Source organism: Alteromonas sp. ABH4_452, from assembly GCF_056311825.1.
Genome location: NZ_CM149973.1, coordinates 3,682,158 through 3,700,774 on the forward strand (window position 1 = coordinate 3,682,158; position 18,617 = coordinate 3,700,774).

Sequence of the window (18,617 nt, forward strand, 5' to 3'; positions counted from 1 at the left end):
AGAATTTTAAGGGCGCAAATATAAGTGAAATGGCGGTGAATTGAAACCTAGCCTGCCGTGTAATGACGTTATTTTGTCGACCAAATGGTCAACTTTTTAAAAACCCGTGGAAACTTTGCTATACGGGTCTTTCGCCGCAACGTAAAAATATGATTTACAGGTACAAGGCAATGGAGAGTAGCTTACGCTCTCCCTTCTCTATTTTACTGACACTGTGCATGTATTTGTCGGGTCGAAAGAAGTAGATTCGATTGAATAAATTAAAAATCACTTTCTCCGCCCAAAACTGGCCACCCAGCTCAGGCTTTTTTAGCACTACGTTAAATTTAAAATAACGCCCGCTTCCCATAGGGTCGTTATGTTCTAACACACGATGTCCCTCTTTATAGGTAACCACATTTATGGCAAAACGTTTTGACGAAACTATTGCCTTGTTGAGCACTTTGGCCATGCTAATTTCACCTTGGATGACGAGAACATGGTGCAATTTAAACACGCAGGGCTAAGTGCTGGGAAGCATATGCTGAGTTCGGATAGTGCTTTAATATGCGTGAAACGTATATGGCTAACGGTGGAGCCATAGACTAGATTAGGTTTGGGTTTGCCCACTTCATGATTTTAGCGTTTTCTTTTTGTGCGATATTTCCATTAATACCGCTTTTGTCGTTATCGCTACTTTCTACGGTGTAATAGTTTTTACGAGTTTCGATATGTTCAAAACCTGAACTCTCGTACAGAGAAATAGCCGTGTAGTTACTTTCACGAACTTCCAGCCAGATTTCCTTCATGCCATGTTTCACCGACATTTCAACGACAAAATCAACTAAAGCCCGCCCGACTCCTTTACCTCTAGCGTTTTTATCTACAGCTATATCCATTAGCGTTGCTTCATCAACAACTTCAAGCATAATGGCATAGCCGATTACCTCGTCACCTTCAATGGCAAACACTCCGTAATAGGGTTTAGTAAAGCAATCCGCGAAGGTGCTTAACTTCCAAGGTGCGACTTGCGAGTGCTGATGGATAACATGTGCACTCTCAATATGCTTATCAAAGCTTTCAGGCGTTACGATGACTAACTTCATAGGTTTAGACTATTGGGGCGCAACGGAAGCGTTGTTTAACGCTTTACCCGCGCTGACGAGCTGTGCCCATAACGCCCGTTTCTGCGTGGCGGTGAGTTTAAGCGGTGTGGCTGGCAATATAATGGCAGTCTCAGTTACTGATAGCGTACGCCCAATCATTATGGTGCTAGCCCAATGTGACGGAATACCTAACTGAACACAGGCTAGCTGCAAGTCTTTCAGCCATTGCTGTGACTTCGTTCTCTGTTCGGCACTTAACGGAATACCTTCTGGCGATGCAGACCCTTTAGCTTCGCCGTTCATGACTTCTGATTTATTCGCGACATTTTGCTCAGTTGCTTCATTTGATAGCGCGCGACGAGTAGGCATTTCGGCTGTGACAGCATCTTTAGGCTTAGGTTTGTCTTTTGCACTACTGCCTACATTTGCCCTTAATTGGGCAAGGCGTGACTGCTTTTCTTCTTGAGAGATTGGCGTTGATTGCGGTTTATTTTCCTGACCGTTTTGGCTAAAAGGTGTTTGTGGCGATGTACTAACAGCCGCGCCATGCTTTGACGCTGAGGTACTGCCTTCTTTTAAGCCTTCCTGCTTTTTCATCTTCGCATGGGCGTCTTTAGTGATCCACACTGGGATCCCCATTTCCTGTAATACCGCCTGCTGATATGAAGTAAGAGACATTGCGTAAAAGACCTAAAGTAAATAAACCGTTGTTTGCCCAAGTTTACTAAAGTTGCTGAGCTGAATGAATAACTATCGCATTCTTTTACCTAAAGTGCGCTATGCCGTATGCACACAAAGAATAATAAATACTACCCATCAGCCAGAGAGGCATTGGAATCTTTTACTTTACAAGCATTACGACTTAAAGCATTAGCTAACGCTTAGGCTATTGAGTATTTAAACTCACGTGGCAAAACACTAATAGTAAGCACTATGAATAAAAACTATGAAAAATAGGCTTGTAGAAAAAACGAGATAAGTAGTTTACAAAGAAGTTTGTTTATTTGAACTGAATCGTTCACAAGAAGAAAAAGTGGCAGGGGTGGAGGGACTCGAACCCCCAACCATCGGTTTTGGAGACCGCTGTTCTACCAATTCGAACTACACCCCTAGCGCGCTGTGCATTATACGGATGACATTAAAAAGGTAAAGCCTTTTTATCACTACCATGTACTGCATGCTTAATTAACACGCAATACGCTGTTTTTTCAATCGAATAACGTCAAATATGCCTGTTTAAGCTGACCATTGAACTAGCCTTACGCAAAGGCAAGCCTAAAGCGCTTCACGCTTTGTGTCTAGTTACTTTTATTCGCATTGAGCGCGGCAAACCACAGGTCGTTTGTTATATGGACAATGTCAGAATGTAGCTTGAACTTGTTCAATGCATCGCCTTCGTCAATATTCATGACATTTGCATAGTGAGCAACTAATTCTTCGCTTTCATTCTTGTTAAGTTTATTGATAAGGCAACAGCTTGCTAAGTCGAAGTAACGATTTCCCATTGCGGCATACTCCCAATCAATGACTTTTATCGAGTTGTTGGTACCAATCAATAGGTGATTAATCAACAAGTCGTTGTGGCACAACACGCAGTCTTCATCGACTTGCTCACTTTTGATTACGTTGTTTTGAAATGCTCGCGCCCTCAAGTAAAGATCACTGCTCTTATTAAGTTTTGCAGCATTACAATAATGCTGCCATCTCGCAACTAGGTTTAATGGCCTTGCGGTAATAGACAACGAATGAATGCGCACTAAGGTTTCAGCTAACATGTGTGAAGGACGTCTAGTTGAAGAAAGCTTAGCGCTTGCACTATGACTTTCCCACTGTTCTACCCAGATTGTTTCATCATCGCTTAACCAAATTGGTTGCGGCGCTATTCCCTCTTCATATAGCCGTTGCTGTAGAGCAAACTGATGTTTACGTTCCACACCACTGAAATCATCATCACCCAACCACTTAACGGCTAAATCTATGGGCACATCTTCACACTTTTGACGAACGTTAATTTGAGGGTTACCTTCAGCCAAACTTAACAGGTTATTAGCTGGGTCTTGAACACGATAAACACGGTTTACCGCGCCAGCAGGATGTACCGAAACATTTGCACTGTCGCTAAGATTAAGTGCCTTTTGCAGCGTGGCTAGGATATCCAACCTGTTCACCTTGTTTCTTATATTGAATAAGCCATTGATAGTATCCAAATACCGCAAAGCCTACGTAACCTAGGAACAGGCAGGCAGACAATGCATAGCCCACTTGCAGGTATAAATATGCCGAAGCTAAATTTATGAAAAACCAGTAAACCCAATTTTGCAGTATCTTATGGGCCACCATAAATGTGGTAACCACACTCAATAAATTGATACTCGCATCTAATAGTAGGTACTCACTATTGAACTGTGAGCTTGCCACTTCAGACAGAGCCCAAGCGAGCAGTAACATACTCGGCACAATGAGCAAATGAACCCACAGCGGCAAATGAAGTACTGGCTTTACCTCGCCATCTTCCGCCCCTTTAGACCACTGATAATAACCGTATCCCGCCATTACCATGTAAAAGAAATTAAGCGCAGACTGAAATGGCAACGTCACCTGCCAAAATAACCAGGTGTAAATTGCGGTACTTACAAAGGCGCACAGCCAACACCAGCTGTTCTGTTTAGCAGCTAACAACACATAGGCAATGGCGAGGACAACCGCTACCCACTCTAACAGTGAAGTAGCGGCAATTTGAGAAGTGAACTCAGAAAAGAAGTTAGTCATTAAGATGACTTTCTTGCTTGCATAGCATCGAAGTTTAAAAACTTAGCAACGAAAATAGCCTGCCCTACTTCTTCATGGGTCCTTTGCATTTCTTCACCAAGCACTTTCATAACCACAGCGTAATCCCCCGCAACCTGGGTACTAGTAGAACATGTTGTCACCGTGATATCGCTATAGCTATTTAACCTATCAATGAAGTCTTGAATAGGTGGTATATATTCGTTTACCAAAGGGTACAACGACAGTTCAACCATAACTTGCATGTCTTTTTCCTTTTTTAAAACGCGTATTTAACAGTGATACCAAACTGGCGGCCGTTACCTATTTGGTAATATGGTTCATTAAACGCATACTCATCGCGAGGGTCATTGCTGAAACCACCAAATCCACGGGTGTAGTATTCGCGATCAAAAGCATTTTGAACCCACAGTGAGGTCTGCCAATCACCGTGTAACACTACAATTTCAGAATTAACCAATGTTGTGCTTGGCGCGGTTACATCATGGCCGTCAGAAAAACGGTATTCGCTTTTATAGTCTATATCTAAGCGCCATAGCATGGTGTCTGTAAGTGTGTACTCACTGTAAATGTTTGCGGTCCACTTTGGTGACTGAGCCTGTCTTTGCTCAGATACTTTAGTACCGTCTGCTAGTGTATACCCTTCAAATGTAGCGCTTAGGTAACCAACGCTTGCATCTAACTGCCATGCATCGCTAGCAAACCAACTCAGTTCTAGCTCGGCCCCTTTGTTTGTACCCAAATCAGCATTATCGATAATGTCTACAAAACCTGCCGTGCCGTCATTGCGAGTGATAACGTCAAAATCACTTACCTGCGTATCTGTTCTATCCATGTAGAAAATTGCAGCGCGAGCAACAAGAGCAGGCGTAAGCAGCGGGCCTTTTACACCCACTTCATAGTTCCAGTTATATTCTTCATCAAAGAAACGTTGATTATCGTTTACTCGGCTGTCGGGATTAAAGCCTGCGCCTTTAAAACCCCGTGAAATGCTGCCGTAGTAGAAGTGGTCGCCTTGCGTATACTGAAGCGCTACCTTTCCGCCAACCATGGTGGTGTCAAACGCGCGTGTAAGTTGGTTGTTATCGGCATAATCAAAGTCATAGTTTTCTACTCTGACCCCAGCTACAAGCACTAAATTCTCGTTCAAACGGCTTTCAGTCTGAGCATAGATAGCGGTAGTTGTTGGTGTATACTCACTGGCAAAGTCACTATCAAGGTATGTGTACTGACGCAGTAACTTTTCTTCTGTGTTTTTATAAAATACGCCTAACGTCCAGTCTGTCATACCGTCGAAAAGCGCAGCACTGTCAGACGACACAAAACGCACCTCACCGGTTTGGGTTTCGACATCTCGGTAGTACGCATCAAAAGACGTATAACCCCACGGGTGGAAGCCATCGAATGTCCAATCTTCATCGTATCCATACGCGATGTTATGAGACGCATGAGTGGCAATAAGGATGAAGTCGCCCGCGGCTGTACTAGTAGTTGAGCGTGCGCTTACTGCATGCGTTTGGTGTTCGTCAAAACCTGGCTCGTCAGACAGTGTTTTGTTATCGTTATCGAGCGAAAATGCATCGTAGCCGTTGTCAATATCATACCAGCGGTAGGTAAGTGCAAGCGTGGTTCGTTCGTCTACGCTGCCTTCAACGGCAAAGCGCAATGCGGTCTCATCGATATTGTTAGTGTCGCTTCTATCTAGAAAGGTGTTTTCTACAAAGCCATCGCTACGGTTATGCACTAGCGCTACACGATATCCCCAATCGGAATTGATATCGTCGCCCGTTGCCCCTTCAATACGATAACTTTCTTTGTTACCAATACGGGCTTCTACGTAGTCTGGTGCGTCGCTACCTACATTATTACTAGAAAGCTTAACCGCACCAGCGAGTGCGCCTGTGCCGTAAAGCGTAGCCTGAGGTCCGCGATAGACTTCTAGTTGCTTGGTATCAAAAATGATACCTGCTGCAGCTAGGCCTGAAAAATCAAACTCATCGACAATAAAGCTTACGGAAGGGTTGATTGGTTCAGCGAACTGGCTACGCTCACCAATACCTCGAATTTGCACAAAGCGACCACGAGAAGCACCCGCTGCAAAATTAACGTTTGGAATACTGTTTAACACACTGTCGATGTGACTTGGCTGCCTGCTGCGAAGACGCTCTTGATCTAAAATCGTCGCGCTAGCACTTAGCTGGTCAAGTGTAGTTTGTCGAAAGTCACCAGATACGACGACTCGTTCAATATCAGAAAGCGTGTTTTTTGACGAGTTGTTTGCTGCAGATTCTTGCGCAAAGGCAGCAACAGAACTTGCTAGCAATGATAGTGTGAAAAGTGTTTTATACATGGGATCTCTTGTTCTTATTTAAGAAAAAAGATCCGGGTCTAACGGCAGGTGATAAGGCTATGCTGTGAACCATCCCTACGCCGGTATTATCCGGATCAGGTGTAAGGGTTCCCACGTGTGTGGATCTCAGACCGTAAACGGACACCCCTTGGTATAGTGTTGGGCTGCGCAAATTGCAACCTCAACGTATGCGACGGAGTCTACCAGTTAGATACACGCCGTCAAGCAGATAAGACATTAAGCTAAGATCATAATTTTTATATGATATAAGGCTTTCAAAGCCCAAGGCTATTCAGCGTTAATATTCATATTGAGTCGACGTACTTCATCGTCTGTCTGTGCTTTTAAGCCTTCTAACGTTTTGCCGTGTGCCGTCGGTTGGCGAGTATCTGGGTCAACCTTTACGAATACAATGTCATCTGCAAAGCAGATAGTTTTCTTAGTGGCCTTGTTGCGCACTAGACAACTTACGGTAATAGATGACCGGCCTACGGCTTTGGTTTCCAGACCAAACTCTACAATATCACCTTGCATCGCTGGTGATTCAAAACTAATTTCGCCAATATGCTTAGTCACTAAACAATTGGTCTCTAACTGACAGATTGCCCAAATGGCAGCCTCTTCGTCTATCCATTCTAACGCGCGGCCACCGAACAAAGAATTGGCGTAATTAAGATCATTTGGCATAACTAAACGCCGAGAAAGAAAGCGCATTCGAATTCCTCACAATAAATCGCTACTATAGCGTTAGATTATACCGAAAAAACTGATTCATGGCGCTAAATCAATTACGCGAATGGCTTCTTGCCCCCTATAGTAAAAAAAGCTGCGACAATGGCTGCGAAAACAGCTCACTCTTATCAGACGTAACTTACCCACTTCACCGAAGAATGCTGGTAATTTCTGGTCATGATACGTTCTGTGAAGCCGCACTATCCATTATTCAAACTTTAGCTGATGACACTTCCACTTTGAGCGTAGCGACCTTTACTAGTGCAGAGCTAAAAGGAAAGAGACGGAAAAAAGTGCTTGGCAGCGAGTACGATATTGCGACATTGGATTGTAGGGACTCTTTTAAGCCTGGTGATGCAATGGCAGTGGTAGGCATAGTAAAACACCACGGGTGTTTAATACTTATCTGTCCTGAGTTGGAACAGTGGAGCAGCAATGCTTCAGTTTCTTTTCTTTCAGAAGGCTTTACACTCGCCCATAGCCGATACCTGGCACGCTTTATTGACTGCCTGCATGCCGAAACTGGAATAGCAATACTTACTGAATCCACAGCTAGACTACCGGATTTAGCAACCTATCGAGTAGAGAAGCTTTCCTTAGATAATGCCTATAGAGGTTCGCTATTTCGTTCCAAAGAACAAGAAAGCGCATACGGCCGTTTGTACCAGTCTTACTCGTTAAATAAGTTGAACGCCTTGATCACTGCTCCGAGGGGGAGAGGTAAATCTTCTTTGTTAGGTATATTTATTGACAGCCTAGTGAGGAAGGGTAAAAACGTGTTACTTACCAGCGAGCAGCGTGAAAACGTTGCTAACGTAATGTCTCATCTTCACCACTTTGATGACAGCAAGAAAACAGGCAGTCAGTTTCATCATACCGACTCTGTGAATCAAGAACACCGAGCGGTCGAAAACGGAAGAAGGTCCTTAGGCTCTGTAAAATGGGTACCGCCTGACAGCGAACTGCTATACAACAAAAACCATACAGCGTATGACCTTGTTGTAGTCGATGAGGCCGCCTCAATGCCCCTTCCAGCCATAAACCGTATCATAGCAACAAACCCTCAGTGGATTTTGAGCACCACGCTGCAAGGCTATGAGGGTTCAGGAAACGGGTTTATTCATAAACTCGTTCCTAACTTGCCTAACGACAGCATTCATTTAACCCTGTCGACCCCCCTGCGATGGTTTGAGAACGACCCTGTTGAAGCATTCTTTGACAGCGCATGTTTATTTGAGGGCAGCTATGCCGACGATAACATCACAGGTATTGAGTCAGAAGACAGCCTTGAATTAATAGAGAGATGCAAATTCTGTATAAGTTCTTTTGAAAACTTAAACGAAAGCACGCTTCAGCAAGTCATGACTCTGCTTGCACTGGCGCACTACCAAACCACGCCAGACGATTTTATGCGTTTACTGGATAGTCCTGACGTAATGGTTGCCACACTGAAGTTGGGCACTCTTGTGTTAGCAGCCGCAATTATAAATATTGAAGGTGGGATTAGATTAACCCATGTATCAACTGGTATTGCTGCGGGACAGCGCCGTCCTAAAGGCCATTTAGCCGCGCAAAGGCTTACCCTGCTTTCTAGTACTCCTAAAGCTGCCACGTATAATTATTGGAGAATTAACCGTATTGCTGTACATCCGAAACTTCAGGGGAGAGGCTTGGGTAGTTATGTAGTTAATAAAGTCGTTAACGCAGCCCGTGAACAGTCCATAGATGCAACTTGCACGTCCTACGGGACAACATTGAAGCTAGATAACTTTTGGACTCAAAATGGTTTTGACATAGTTGATTATGGCCGAAAACCTAACAAGGCCAGTGGTGAGACGAGCGCGTTAGCTGTGCTGCCCCTTTCCCCTAAAACAACTGAACTTGTAGCTAACCTTATGTCATTAAAAGCAAGCTTTGACGCCACCAATGTGCATGAACTTTCCAAAACCGTGATCGAAATCTATATAGCAAAGCTGAGTCATTTTATTCAGGGTACAAGAACGTTAGAAGATGTTTGGCCAATTTTGCATAAGTTGTCGAAAGAAGCGCAATCTGACGCTCAGTTTAAAGCGCAAAGTAATGCCCGAGATAGCCGCAATATGCCTAGAATAACTGGGGATACGCAGGAAAAGTTAGACCTACTGATAGAGGTGGTAAATGCAAAAAGCTACCTAACAACCCTATTCAGCAATTCGTTCATAGATATAAAGCGAATCGAGGGTGTTTTAATAAATAATGGCATTAACGTAAATGGGTTGAAAGAAGCTACCTCATTAATAAGAACTGAGTTGCGCCCTGCTTTTGACCAGTTACAGTAAAAACACTAAGCCTAACTATTAGTTTTTACAGGCGTGTTTTTTACTATCCTATAGCCTTTTACCTTAACTCTCGTCTTACTTATCTTTTAAACACTACAAATTACTAGGCAAAAAAAAAGCCTCCCGAGGGAGGCTTTTGGCTAAATCCGAATATTAGATATTAATACCGCGGTTTTTAGCTTTTTCCTTGATGTAAGGTTCCCACGCTGCCGCGTTACGGCGTAGCGAGCGATCTTTCTTAGCTTCTTGTACATGCTTGTATGCAGATCTAAAGTTGCCCGCGTAGAAATTCGCTTCCATAAGTGTGAAGTGAATCTTCTCAGGGTTTTCAGCGCCACGCTCTAGAGCATTCTCTAGTGCTTTGATAGCGCCTTTATAGTCTTCTGCTACAAGTAAAAGCGTACCTTGTTTACGATAATGCTCAGGGTCTGAACTCTTAGCCGCAGCTTGTGCATACAAGTTTGCCGCTGTTTTAAAGTTTTTAGCCTGGTGATATGCATTAGCAATGTTTGCAATCATATCAGCATCGTTCTTCAACAAGCCTTCTTTCATGTGCTTTTCAAGAAGCTTAGCAGCCTTATAAGGCATACCGTTACTTTGATAAAGCTGAGCAAGCGTTTTGATTTCTGAATCTTTTTCTAGATAACCCTGCATGTATGCAAGTTCTAGCGTTGAAAGACCCTTTTTGTAGTCTTCAACCAAGATATAGAAAAAGCCAAGACGCGACCACCAAGTCTTTTCCTGAGGGAAAGTACTAACAAGATCTTCCGCTACAGAAACCGTTTCAGGGTACATCTTACGCTCGTAGTAAGAAGTTAGCTTAAGAACATAAGGGTTCTTGTTTGGCTCTTCATACAAAGCAATTGCCTTGTCTGCTGGCTCAATCATTTTAGCTAACTGCTTAGACTCAAAGTAAGCTTGCGCTAGACGAGTGTACACATCAGCATCTTCCTTACAGGTAAATTCCATCCACTTGTTATACCATTTGATGGCATCAGTGTACTTCTCTTCCTGCATGCTCAAATCACCTATCAATTTAAGTGTTTGAGAGTGCTCTGTGTCGTTAAGTACTTTTGGCTCAACAGAGTCGACCAAATAGTTTAACGCCTTAACGCCCTGACCTTCTTGTGAAGCCAATAAGTTACCGATGAAACGTTTAACGTAAGCTTTATCAAAATCGTCTGAAGGGTCGATTTCATAAAGTACATTTAACGCTTCGGTAAGCTGGTCTTCATTATAGAATTCAAAAGCTTTTTGAACTTTCTTACCGGTACGCTCACCTACTAGCGTTGTTTTGCCCTTTTCATATCCAGGGCAAACAACAGGTGCCGACTGCGCTAGAGCAGCGGGTGCTGAAAGCACCGCACCTGCGCCTAGCACTAAAGCAACGGCTGACATTTTGAATGTACGTTTCATCATGATCATTGCTCCAGTTTAAAGTCTAGCTGTACGAACATGCCTGTCTGTCTAACTGGCTTGCCATCAACGATCTTAGGCTTGTATTTCCACTTACGTAGAGCACGACGTGCTTCACGGTCGAATACGCGCTTAGGTTCAGCTTCGATAACTTCGATATCTTCAACACCACCAACTTCGTTGATCGTGAAAGACAGTCTTACCCAACCTTCACGGCCATCACGGGCTGCATCAGGTGGATATTTCGGGTCGATACGAACGATAGGTGTAGCTTCACCGTCACGTTGCATTGCACCAACACCACCGATGTTTACACCAACACCACCTGTGTCGATAGCTGGAATAGCTAAGCTAAAGCCATCTGCATCAGGTTCCGCTGTTTCCGGCTCTACTTGCTCCATTTTAGGAGGCTGTGGAGGCGGAGGCGGTGGTGGTGGTGGAACACGAGTACGCGTTTGCGTCTGGTCGTCTGGTTCCTGCATTACAATATCGATAACCGGTGCAGGCGGAACTTCGTCTGCTGGTCTAGATGAGTTTTCAATCAACTTAGCCATTAGAACGAAAAGGGCAAATGCAACACCAGCACCTAAAAGTATAGATACAATTATACGTAACATCTTATCCCCTTGCCGCTACCGAGACTCGGTTAACGCCAGCGGCTTTAACCTGATCCATAATCTCAACTACTAAACCATGCTTTGCTTTAACGTCAGCTTGAATGATTACGTAGTCAGTTGGCTGCTCGGTAAGCAGTCTTTCAATATTCGCTCTTACGCTGTCCGGCGCTACTTCACGCTTATCTAGCCATACATTTCCGTCTTCAGTTACGGCGATGAAAATGTTTGCATTTTTGTGAAGAATCGCCTGGCTCGCATCTGGCTTGTTGACTTCGATCCCTGCTTCTTTAACGAAAACAGTGGTAACGATAAAGAAGATCAGCATGATAAACACGATATCCAACATGGGCGTCATGTCGATCTGTGCATCTTCTTCCTCGGTTCTGACTTTTCGAGCCATAATCTCTCTCTCTAATGATGTGGCAGGCTATCAACTAGCCCTTCTCTTGCCAGCTTCACTTTCGCTTCAAGACGCGAACTGATGAACAGTCCAGATAGCGCGGCTACCATTCCCGCCATTGTCGGGATAGTCGCCATAGAGATACCAGCCGCCATTAGACGTGCGTTGCTGGTGCCCTGTGTTGCCATTGTCTCGAAAACACTGATCATACCGGTTACTGTTCCAAGTAGACCGATTAGTGGACACATTGCAATAATGGTTCTGATAATCAGCATTCTAGCGTTTAGATCGTCTGACGCTTGAGAAATCCACGCGTCACGGATTCTATGCGCATACCATGATGTGGTATCTGCTCGGGCATCCCAATTCGCGATGATGTTTTTCTTCACCTTTGGGAAGACCGAGGTTAAATACCAGTAACGCTCAATCATTAAAACCCACATGAGAAAGAGCGCGGCAGCAACGAAGTAAAGTACGTCACCGCCGGTAGCGATAAAGTCCCTGACCGATTCGAATAATCCAATCAGGTAATTCATATTACGCTTTCTCCGACTCTGAGTGAGCAGCTACGATACCCGCAGTTTGCTCATCAAGAATGTGGATGATTGACTTGCTACGAGAAGCTACGATGCTGTGAGTAAGGATTAGAGGCAGAGCCGCGATAATACCTTGAGCAGTAGTTACAAGAGCCATTGAGATACTTCCTGCCATCATACGTGGGTCACCAGTACCGAATAGTGTGATAGTTTGGAACGTCTCGATCATACCTAGTACTGTACCTAGTAGACCTAGTAGAGGAGCAATCGCTGCGAAAATCTTGATTACGTTGATGCCGCTTTCAATTTTAGGAAGCTCGCGAAGAATCGCTTCATCAAGTTTAAGTTCAAGGTTTTCTGCATCAGCAGTTTTGTTCTCTTGGTAAACTTTAAGAATACGACCTAGAGGGTTACCTTCAGATGGGCTGTTCACGTTTTTAAGCTGTGAACGCATTTTACCACCAGTGATGGTAAGCGTGATCATCTTATAAAGACCAATTAGTAGACCAACAGCTAGCATTAGCGTAATTGTGTAACCTACTGGACCACCCGCGTGATAACGCTCAGACATTGTCGCTTTTTGCTTCAATAGACCAAGGATACCGCCTTGAGAAGGGTCAGCGTAGAAAGGTGTGAAACCTGAAGTCGCGTCGATTAGATCTTCAGCAGACGCTACGAAGTGACCGTCTGGTTGACGACCTAGAGGCTGAACAACTTCAGACTCGGCGTCGTATGCTAAGTAACCATCTTCACCAACAAGGTTGAAAGTACCGATACGAACAACTTCTTGCTGTGAAGAACCGCCGTCTAGGTTAACTACTTCAGTAGTAAACTTAACAACTTCACCACCTTCAGTCATTTCTTTTTGAAGTGCGAACCATAGGTCTTCTAGTTCTTTAATGTTAGGAAGACCTTTAGAGTCTTCTGACATTTCCGCTAGGAACTGGCTGCGGCCAGGGAACTGTGCACTAACGATTGATGTAGAGATACGACCGTAAGCTTCAGAAGATGCTTGACGTACCACACCAAACATTTCGCCAAGTGTACCAGTAGCTTGGTCAAGCTCAGCGGCTTTTTCGTTTAGTGCTACTTCGTTGTCTGAGAATTGCTTCTGTAGACGATCGCCACGGTCTTGCTCAGCTTTAAGGTTTGCTTGAGCTTTGCGTAGAAGCGCTTGCTTATCAGCACGTGCTGATTGGAACTCAGCTTCACGCTTTTTGTCTAGACGAGCTTCAGAAACACGGTTCTGTTGAACCTGGTCTAAAAGATCTTTCAGGCTCTTTGCTTCCTGAGCTTGCGCTCCGGTTGCCGCAACTGCAACTGTCGCAGCGGCTAAAAGAGATTTGAATACTGGTTTCATTAACAATTACTCCGCTGCGCTAATTGGTAGTTTAACAAGAGCCGCAGGAATGGTGCCGTTAGCCATTTTTACTGCGTCAATAGTTGAAGAAAGGTACTCATCACCTAGCTTCTCCCAAGTGCGGCTTTCATTGTTCCAAACCCATGCGTGCGTTTGGTCAAGAGAAAGAGCTAGTAAAGCTGTACGACCTAGGTTAAAGAAGTCAACAGTTACTTCAGTACCCGCATCATCGATAGTACCTTGGTAAGAATTGATCTTAGTGCCGTACTCAACTTCTACTAGGTAAGCTTCTAGTACCTGACGGAACTGCTCAGAAACAGTAACGTTAGAGTTAGCCATTAGGTCACGAAGACGCTCAACGCGCTGCAGACGCTCTTCCAAACGAATTGGACGGTCTAGCTTGATGAACTGCTCTAAGCTGTCAATCATACGGAACATAAGAGGAACGATGCCCTGCTTAGTTTGTTCGATGCTGTCGATTTGACGCTGTAGAGAGTCGATTCCACGCTGCTGGTCTGCAACAAGGCTAGCGATGTAATCGTTGTAGATTTTAAGGTTTTCTGTCTCATCTACTGTTTGACGATACTCAACAAGTAGTTCTTGAGACTGTTCAAACAACGTGTTGATTTTTTCTTGAGATTTCGCTGCAGCCGCGTGGATTTTCGCTTCTTCTTTATGAAGATCTTCAAGCGTATCTGCAGAGACTGCACTACCTGTTAGTGCGAAAGCACCCATAACAGTAGAAGCAATAAGAGTTCTCTTGCTCATTTTGGACATAGTTCCCAACCAAATTTCTTATTTGAATCCTCGCCGATAAGGAAAATATTCGGGCAAGGGGCGTATAAAACTTTCACAATTTTGTTTCAGGAATGTAGCTCTGACATTAATAGTCAGTACTACGAACGTGTTATATTCACATGGATTGCTCGGTAGAGTCAAGCTAGCAAAGTACTTGCAGCCGAGAAGTGGAGATTAATTGTTCACTCAGCGTCCAATTAATCACCTTTTATGCAATCTGTTTGTTAATAAATTAACCTGAAGGACATAATGCACATTAACATGCACAGCTAGCGGTTAAAAATACAACAAGTTACTGCCTTTTTATAGCACTAATAACTGTGCCTATTAAACCTCTTTTATCGGATATGTCTGAAACACTTATATCAACAAAATCGTTACACATTAATTTACTTTTGAGTAACGTAATTTCTTCGGAATCGCTCGCAGCGTCGATTAAATCCGATAGTCTTACACCATGAGATGCTAACTCTTTATCGTACTCGACAAAAATCTTCTTTTTTTGTGCAATTGAAACTTTCGGATTTAAAACCGTCTTCAAAAGCTTCGGGAAATTTGTATCGTACAATGCTTGTTTATATTCACTGACGAGTTTTCCCACTTTTTCATTTAACTCCAACCGAATAGCTTCTTTATTCTGACTTGGCTTAGAAGATTCGTTTAACGCAGCCACTAATCGCTTTAGTGCCTCTAAAGGGCTACCCTTTTCTTGAAGTGTTTGTATAACTTTAAGAATTTGAAAATTTGGCTCAACAATAGCACTTTCTTTTCGGTGAACCACTACTCTTAATTTCCCACCCGGCCGTAATACCCGACTTACCTCATTTAATGTAAGATCCAAATTGCTGTATTCGATACCAAATTGGGAAACGACAGCTGTCACTTCATTATCTGAAAATGGGAGTGACTCAATATTCTGTTCTTGCAGGAAGGTGATATTAGGGTGTTTAAGACTATCGCCTATTTTTAAGGTTGCGTAATCAACACCGATATATTCGGGTTCGCGGAAATTACCCATATTTACGGCAAGATCGATAAGCGCGCCATTGCCTGTTGCAAGGTCTACGACTCTACCACCTTGAACGTTTGTCTCATCAAAAAACCTCAGCCATTGTTCAGCAAGCTCGCCTTCATAATTTTGACTTGTCGAATCGGCAAACGAGTTAACGTGACCTTGCTGCCAGTATTCACTCCAATAACTACTCATGAGAAGTACTCTTTAATCATATTAAAGACAGGATAAAGCTAATTTTCTTCCACCAAAATAAAAAAAAGGCCGATTGCTCGGCCTTTTTTAAACTAGATTCTATGCTTAGAAGCTAACTTGGTAGTTAAGACGGTAGTCACGACCAAAGTTGTTGTACAGGTCTTGGTTATCCCATGTACCGCTTGATGAGAATACTGGATCTTCATCAGTTACGTTGTTAACAGCTAGCGTGATTGAACCGTAGTCAGCCATATCGAACGTGTAAGTTACGTTATGGATTAACCAGCTATCAAGCTTACCGTTGATGTCGTATGGACCTACGATAGTTTCGCCGTCCGCATCTACAGGCGCTGTCTGGAATTCAGACGTGCTGTCTGTGTAAGTCATGTTCCAAGCAAGCGTATGCTCTTCAAAGCTCCAAACTGCAGTTGCAACTGACTTAAAGTCTGGGCTACCAGACCAACCAGCAATATCCTGAACTATGCCACCAACTTCCTGATCGTAAGAAAGTACAAAAGAGTTAACATTCTGGAAGCGGAAGTTACCAAATTCAGTTTCTAGGTTCGCATTAAGGGTGAAATCGATACCTTCAATTTCAAAACCTGCACCGTTGAAGTATGAAGTACCAGCTTCAACTAGAACACCAGATGCTGCACGCTTAAGGTAGAAAGTCTCGTCTGAGGTGTCTGTATCTACAGAAACCGCAGTGATTAGACCTGCTGCTTCGTCAGAAAGTAGATTCTGAAGCGATTTCGCTTGAATTACGTTGTCAATCGATAGATTGAAGTAGTCAAGTTTAACACTAACGTTATCGTTCACGTCATATGCAACACCAAAGTTTAGGTAATCAGACGTTTCAGCATCTAGGTCAGCGTTAGCTGTGTAATAAGTGTCGTACTGACGCTCAACAGTTGAACCGTTGTTATAGTCAATCGCATCTTCTGCAGAGAACGTACGAGCAGCGTTTAGAAGGTCAAGACCTGGTGCACGGAAAGACTCAGAGTATGAACCACGAAGTACTAGGCCATCAGCAACTTCCCAACGAGCAGACACTGCTGGTGACAGCTTGCTACCGAAGTCAGAGTAGTCATCGTAACGCGCTTTAATGTTTACTTCTACAGTATCAGATACTGGAAGAACAGATTCGAAGAAGATTGCTGTTACGTCACGGTCACCTTGAGATGAGTTACCTGCAGAACCACCGATTAGACCAGCTTCAGACTGACCGTCATAGATGTCAGCATAAGTTTGTTCAAAGAACTCAGCACCGAAGTAGTGAGCAACCATACCACCAGGAAGTTCGAACATGTCGAAACCGATACCCGCGTAGTATTGGTGGAAGCGTGAGCTAGACTCTTGAAGGGTTGTTGCTTTCATGTTTGCAACACCTTCGTCTGAACCTAGGTCGATACCGTTTTGTTCGTTATATGCAAGGCCTGAGTAAGAAAGGTAGTACTGACCAACTGATTTGTTATCAGCCATGTTAAAGTGGTAGTAAACTTCCCACTCAGCATTGTTCCAGTCTAGCATGCCGCGAAGACCAGTTGTGTAGTCTTGGTTGTAGTCGTCTACGTTACCGTCACGAGTACCGATACCAACCCAGCGGAATAGACCGTATGCACCGTCAACACCGTAAGGGTTGTGAGGGTTGTCAGCATCCATGTCAGTCCATGCAGCAGCAGGTGGAGCGTAACGACCAAATGATGAGTTTTGAACAACCATTGCTTGACCAAACCACTCAACATCTTCCATTACTTCGTAATCAGCACTTACATATAGTGTATTACGGTCAATTGATGCAGTGTTGTAAGATACGTTAGCGTACGCATACATACAGTACTCAGAACCTTCGCCCCAATCTTCATCAGCGTCTACACGGCGGAATGTATCTTCACCGTACTCAGAGATTAGGCTATCACAAAGAGGTGAAGCTTGAGCTTCTGCGAAGTCTGGAGACAATACAGTAGCACCGAAGTAAGACCAACCTACAGTATCAGCAGTGTATGCTTGGATATCGCCGTCGCCGTCGAAATCACCAATTTTTGCTTTGGTGTAGTCACGGTCTGCATCAGAAATACCTTCACGACGCTGGTGATCGAACGAGAATGTTACGTTACCTTTGTCGTTAGAAATACCACCAACTACTGAGAACTCAGCAGAAGTTGTACCTTCGTCCTGCTCACGCATACCTGCGCCGATATTGAAAGTCAGGCCTTCGAAGTTGTCTTTAAGAATGATGTTTACAACACCAGCCATTGCGTCAGAACCATAGATTGAAGAAGCACCTTCAGTCATGATATCGATACGCTCAACCGCAGCCATTGGGATAGCGTTAAGGTTTGCAGAAGCACCACCTAGTGTAGGTGAACCTGGGAAGCGACGACCGTTAAGAAGTACTAGCGTACGACGAGAACCAGCACCGCGAAGGTTGATAGTTGCTTGAGACTGTGCAGAACTACCTGAACGCTCTGAGAACGAGCCGAAAGAGTTCAGTGAGCTTGAGCGAAGCGCGTCAGCAACAGTAAAGTCACCTTCAAGTTTAATATCAGCGGCTGTAATAGATACAACAGGAGCAGCGCCTTCTAGGTCACTACGCTTGATGCGTGAACCTGTTACTTCGATTTTTTCAACAGCAACAGCTTCTTGCTCTTCTTGTGCATTAACAGCACCTGAGAATGAAAAAGCGGACGCAGCACCAAACGCGCACGCTAGCTTGACTGATTTAGCCAGCTTAGAATTTGTAAACATGTATTGTCTCCCTGGACTTGAAAATACGTTTTAGCATTTCAGCATCGTCTTTATAACGATTTATTATTAGTAAGGTTTGGACCTCATAAAGATAATAAACATAAGCTCAATTCAGGGTCAATAAGGATCAGATAAACGGTTCTGAAAAGTTCAATTTTTTTTTCGAGGCCATAAAGAAAGTTGTAACAAAATAGCTACAAAAACGAAATAAAGCCTTTTATTACAATTAGATAAAATGTAAAAAATGCACCCAATTTATTTCT

Annotated in this window: 17 protein-coding genes, 1 tRNA gene and 1 riboswitch; of the genes, 1 reads left to right on the forward strand and 17 read right to left on the reverse strand. The window is 43.8% G+C overall.

Features of this window, described 5'->3' with window-relative positions; genetic code table 11:
- Positions 1-154: 154 nt before the first annotated feature.
- The 9 genes from ACYX4N_RS15800 to ACYX4N_RS15840 form a co-directional block, all read right to left on the reverse strand.
- Positions 155-451, reverse strand: a complete 297-nt coding sequence (locus tag ACYX4N_RS15800; RefSeq protein ID WP_474854141.1) for a 2OG-Fe(II) oxygenase — start codon at positions 449-451, stop codon at positions 155-157.
- A 133-nt stretch (positions 452-584) separates the two neighbouring features.
- Complete coding sequence (gene rimI / locus ACYX4N_RS15805; RefSeq protein WP_476054696.1) at positions 585-1,085, reverse strand: ribosomal protein S18-alanine N-acetyltransferase; 501 nt, start codon at positions 1,083-1,085, stop codon at positions 585-587.
- 9 nt (positions 1,086-1,094) lie between these two features.
- On the reverse strand, positions 1,095-1,763 hold the full coding sequence (locus tag ACYX4N_RS15810; protein WP_476054697.1) for an alanine acetyltransferase: 669 nt from the start codon (positions 1,761-1,763) through the stop codon (positions 1,095-1,097).
- Between the two features lie 356 nt (positions 1,764-2,119).
- A tRNA-Trp gene (locus ACYX4N_RS15815) sits at positions 2,120-2,196 on the reverse strand.
- 187 nt (positions 2,197-2,383) lie between these two features.
- Positions 2,384-3,244 (reverse strand): phosphotransferase, encoded by an 861-nt coding sequence (locus tag ACYX4N_RS15820; protein ID WP_476054698.1) that lies wholly within the window; start codon positions 3,242-3,244, stop codon positions 2,384-2,386.
- Positions 3,210-3,854 carry a nicotinamide riboside transporter PnuC gene (pnuC, locus tag ACYX4N_RS15825; RefSeq protein WP_476054699.1) on the reverse strand — a complete coding sequence of 215 codons (645 nt, stop codon included), beginning with the start codon at positions 3,852-3,854 and terminating at the stop codon, positions 3,210-3,212. The genes ACYX4N_RS15820 and pnuC overlap by 35 nt, the downstream gene beginning before the upstream one ends.
- Positions 3,854-4,117: a hypothetical protein gene (locus tag ACYX4N_RS15830; RefSeq protein WP_476054700.1), complete on the reverse strand. Its 264-nt coding sequence runs from the start codon at positions 4,115-4,117 to the stop codon at positions 3,854-3,856. Before ACYX4N_RS15830 ends, pnuC begins: the two co-directional genes overlap by 1 nt.
- Positions 4,118-4,131: 14 nt before the next feature.
- On the reverse strand, positions 4,132-6,222 hold the full coding sequence (locus ACYX4N_RS15835) for a TonB-dependent receptor (protein WP_476054701.1): 2,091 nt from the start codon (positions 6,220-6,222) through the stop codon (positions 4,132-4,134).
- Between the two features lie 55 nt (positions 6,223-6,277).
- A riboswitch (TPP riboswitch) is annotated at positions 6,278-6,381 on the reverse strand.
- Between the two features lie 129 nt (positions 6,382-6,510).
- Complete coding sequence (locus ACYX4N_RS15840; RefSeq protein ID WP_025254437.1) at positions 6,511-6,936, reverse strand: acyl-CoA thioesterase; 426 nt, start codon at positions 6,934-6,936, stop codon at positions 6,511-6,513.
- A 59-nt stretch (positions 6,937-6,995) separates the two neighbouring features.
- Between ACYX4N_RS15840 and ACYX4N_RS15845 the strand changes: the two genes are divergently transcribed.
- Positions 6,996-9,272: a GNAT family N-acetyltransferase gene (locus ACYX4N_RS15845; protein ID WP_476054702.1), complete on the forward strand. Its 2,277-nt coding sequence runs from the start codon at positions 6,996-6,998 to the stop codon at positions 9,270-9,272.
- A gap of 153 nt (positions 9,273-9,425) precedes the next feature.
- Here ACYX4N_RS15845 and ACYX4N_RS15850 read toward each other — a convergent pair whose 3' ends face one another.
- From ACYX4N_RS15850 to ACYX4N_RS15885, 8 genes are all read right to left on the reverse strand, one after another.
- On the reverse strand, positions 9,426-10,691 hold the full coding sequence (locus ACYX4N_RS15850) for a tetratricopeptide repeat protein (protein ID WP_474854126.1): 1,266 nt from the start codon (positions 10,689-10,691) through the stop codon (positions 9,426-9,428).
- Positions 10,692-10,693: 2 nt separating this feature from the next.
- Complete coding sequence (locus tag ACYX4N_RS15855; protein ID WP_474808114.1) at positions 10,694-11,305, reverse strand: energy transducer TonB; 612 nt, start codon at positions 11,303-11,305, stop codon at positions 10,694-10,696.
- Between the two features lies 1 nt (position 11,306).
- On the reverse strand, positions 11,307-11,705 hold the full coding sequence (locus ACYX4N_RS15860) for an ExbD/TolR family protein (RefSeq protein WP_012517737.1): 399 nt from the start codon (positions 11,703-11,705) through the stop codon (positions 11,307-11,309).
- Positions 11,706-11,716: 11 nt separating this feature from the next.
- Positions 11,717-12,241: a MotA/TolQ/ExbB proton channel family protein gene (locus ACYX4N_RS15865; protein ID WP_012517736.1), complete on the reverse strand. Its 525-nt coding sequence runs from the start codon at positions 12,239-12,241 to the stop codon at positions 11,717-11,719.
- Between the two features lies 1 nt (position 12,242).
- Positions 12,243-13,601: a MotA/TolQ/ExbB proton channel family protein gene (locus tag ACYX4N_RS15870; RefSeq protein WP_474808117.1), complete on the reverse strand. Its 1,359-nt coding sequence runs from the start codon at positions 13,599-13,601 to the stop codon at positions 12,243-12,245.
- Positions 13,602-13,607: 6 nt separating this feature from the next.
- Positions 13,608-14,369: a DUF3450 domain-containing protein gene (locus ACYX4N_RS15875; protein ID WP_118489934.1), complete on the reverse strand. Its 762-nt coding sequence runs from the start codon at positions 14,367-14,369 to the stop codon at positions 13,608-13,610.
- A 322-nt stretch (positions 14,370-14,691) separates the two neighbouring features.
- A complete protein-coding gene (locus ACYX4N_RS15880) occupies positions 14,692-15,606 on the reverse strand; it encodes a class I SAM-dependent methyltransferase (RefSeq protein ID WP_476054703.1) in 915 nt (304 codons plus the stop codon).
- Between the two features lie 105 nt (positions 15,607-15,711).
- Entirely contained in the window at positions 15,712-18,354 is a 2,643-nt protein-coding gene (locus ACYX4N_RS15885) for a TonB-dependent receptor domain-containing protein (RefSeq protein ID WP_476054704.1), read from the reverse strand.
- Positions 18,355-18,617 lie beyond the last annotated feature (263 nt).

Bases quoted from the DNA above. Each gene is read 5' to 3' on its own strand.
- ACYX4N_RS15800 (WP_474854141.1), bottom strand. From the start codon at position 451: ATGGCCAAAGTGCTCAACAAGGCAATAGTTTCGTCAAAACGTTTTGCC.
- rimI (WP_476054696.1), bottom strand. From the start codon at position 1,085: ATGAAGTTAGTCATCGTAACGCCTGAAAGCTTTGATAAGCATATTGAG.
- ACYX4N_RS15810 (WP_476054697.1), bottom strand. From the start codon at position 1,763: ATGTCTCTTACTTCATATCAGCAGGCGGTATTACAGGAAATGGGGATC.
- pnuC (WP_476054699.1), bottom strand. From the start codon at position 3,854: ATGACTAACTTCTTTTCTGAGTTCACTTCTCAAATTGCCGCTACTTCA.
- ACYX4N_RS15830 (WP_476054700.1), bottom strand. From the start codon at position 4,117: ATGCAAGTTATGGTTGAACTGTCGTTGTACCCTTTGGTAAACGAATAT.
- ACYX4N_RS15835 (WP_476054701.1), bottom strand. From the start codon at position 6,222: ATGTATAAAACACTTTTCACACTATCATTGCTAGCAAGTTCTGTTGCT.
- ACYX4N_RS15840 (WP_025254437.1), bottom strand. From the start codon at position 6,936: ATGCGCTTTCTTTCTCGGCGTTTAGTTATGCCAAATGATCTTAATTAC.
- ACYX4N_RS15845 (WP_476054702.1), top strand. From the start codon at position 6,996: ATGGCGCTAAATCAATTACGCGAATGGCTTCTTGCCCCCTATAGTAAA.
- ACYX4N_RS15850 (WP_474854126.1), bottom strand. From the start codon at position 10,691: ATGATGAAACGTACATTCAAAATGTCAGCCGTTGCTTTAGTGCTAGGC.
- ACYX4N_RS15855 (WP_474808114.1), bottom strand. From the start codon at position 11,305: ATGTTACGTATAATTGTATCTATACTTTTAGGTGCTGGTGTTGCATTT.
- ACYX4N_RS15860 (WP_012517737.1), bottom strand. From the start codon at position 11,705: ATGGCTCGAAAAGTCAGAACCGAGGAAGAAGATGCACAGATCGACATG.
- ACYX4N_RS15865 (WP_012517736.1), bottom strand. From the start codon at position 12,241: ATGAATTACCTGATTGGATTATTCGAATCGGTCAGGGACTTTATCGCT.
- ACYX4N_RS15870 (WP_474808117.1), bottom strand. From the start codon at position 13,601: ATGAAACCAGTATTCAAATCTCTTTTAGCCGCTGCGACAGTTGCAGTT.
- ACYX4N_RS15875 (WP_118489934.1), bottom strand. From the start codon at position 14,369: ATGAGCAAGAGAACTCTTATTGCTTCTACTGTTATGGGTGCTTTCGCA.
- ACYX4N_RS15880 (WP_476054703.1), bottom strand. From the start codon at position 15,606: ATGAGTAGTTATTGGAGTGAATACTGGCAGCAAGGTCACGTTAACTCG.
- ACYX4N_RS15885 (WP_476054704.1), bottom strand. From the start codon at position 18,354: ATGTTTACAAATTCTAAGCTGGCTAAATCAGTCAAGCTAGCGTGCGCG.